Raw genomic sequence first — 1,634 nt, 5'->3', positions numbered from 1 at the left:
GGGTTGGTATGACGAGAGGCTTCTAGGCAGAATGGGTGGTGCCTTAAACCTAACCGTTCTAGCGAAGGAGCCTCCGTGGTCAAGGGTAGCAGTGTTAGTGTGTCGATGAGTCAGCAGCATGCGCGTGCGTGGCGTTGCCTGGAGCGCGCGTTCGCCGGTGACGAGGAAATGCTCGCGGTGATGGTGCGTGGCTTGGCGGACGCGTGGCGCGAGTCCGGCGGGGCGGTCGGCGAGGCGTCGGACGCGTTGGATCTCGAATCGCGTGCGGTCGCGCCGTTCACGCGCTTGTCCCTGACCGCGTTGGGCGCGCGTCTGAGCGCGCGCGACGACGAGATCTTCGCCTCGCGTGATCGTTCGTTGAAGGTGATCGGACGCGACGCGAAACGGCTGCTGACGATCGCGGGCACGGTCGAGTTCCGCGTGCGCCGCTACCGGGATACGGACGGCAGGCCCCGGTATCTGCTGTTCGAGGACACGGGGATATGCATGCCGCGCGAGAAGGCGAGCCGGGGTCTGAAGGCGTTCGTCGCGTCGATGGCGTGCGATCAGGCGTATCGTCCCGCGGCCGCGCACGTGGCCGTGTTCTCCCGCGAGACGTTGAGCCCGGCCGCGGTCAAGGACGCGATCGAAACATGCGCCGCGCCGCTCATGGCCCGGGCCGAGGAGGCCAGCAGGCGTTGGCTGGGCGGCGAGATCGTCGGCGAGGAGAAGACCGGGACATTGTTCATGGAGGCCGACGGCGTGTACTGCCATCTGCAGCGCACCCGGGCCATGAAGAAGGCGAACACGCCCAGATGGGCGCAGGTACGCGACGCGAAGGCGTACGAGGGCAAGACGCCCGTCACGGGAGCGGACGGCGGGACGGCGTCCAACCGGTGCCGCAACGTGCTCGTGTACGCGGCCGTCGAGGACGGGATCACGTTCGCGGACCGGCTCGCCGGGCTCGTCAACATGAAATGGGACCTGAGCGACGTGAAACGCGCGTACTGGGGATGCGACGGGGAGAAGGCCTACCGGGACATCGGCGAACTCGTCAAGGCCGACGCGGCGGGAGTCATGGACCGCTGGCACCTGAACGACAAGACCCGCAAACTCGCGCCCGAACCCCTCGTCACGCCGATCCTCAAGGCCATCGACGCGATCCGCCCCGACCTCGCGCTCAAGACCATGGCCGACTGGATGAGCGTCGCAGCGCACGAATGCGCCGGCCGCGAGAACGACCGGTTCGCCGCGACCATGGGCAAACTGACCGAACTGTACAAGTACATCGCGTCCAACCGGACGAGAATCACCGATGCCTCGCTGGGCACGATGGAGGCCACGAACGCGCACGTGGTCTGCGCGCGCACCAAACACACCGGGCTCGCATGGAGCGTGACGGGACTCGACAGCATGGTCCGCTGCCGCTCGAGCCTGGCCGGCACCGGCCGGCTCACCCTCGCGCCCGCGCCATGCGCTCCCGCGGACAAGCGTCCCACGACCCATGTCACGCTCGAACAGACCGAGCAATACCAGCTCAAACCCCCGCTGACCGCCACGCAAGCCAACCGCCTGCACGACGGCAACGGCACGACCGGCAAACAGGCACGCGTCGCCACGGCCGGCAACCGCAAACGAGCCATCCGACGAGGCAC

Annotated in this window: 1 protein-coding gene; it reads left to right on the top strand. The window is 67.7% G+C overall.

Features of this window, described 5'->3' with window-relative positions; genetic code table 11:
- Nucleotides 1-75: 75 nt before the first annotated feature.
- Nucleotides 76-1,634: UPF0236 family transposase-like protein (locus tag KIH76_RS11455; RefSeq protein WP_219070779.1), on the top strand; the 1,559-nt coding region annotated here is incomplete at its 3' end.

Origin of the sequence: Bifidobacterium simiiventris (assembly GCF_019331715.1) — a bacterium.
Lineage (GTDB): Bacteria > Actinomycetota > Actinomycetes > Actinomycetales > Bifidobacteriaceae > Bifidobacterium > Bifidobacterium simiiventris.
Note: the sequence above shows the minus strand (reverse complement) of the source record. Positions and strands in the feature narration are given on the sequence as shown.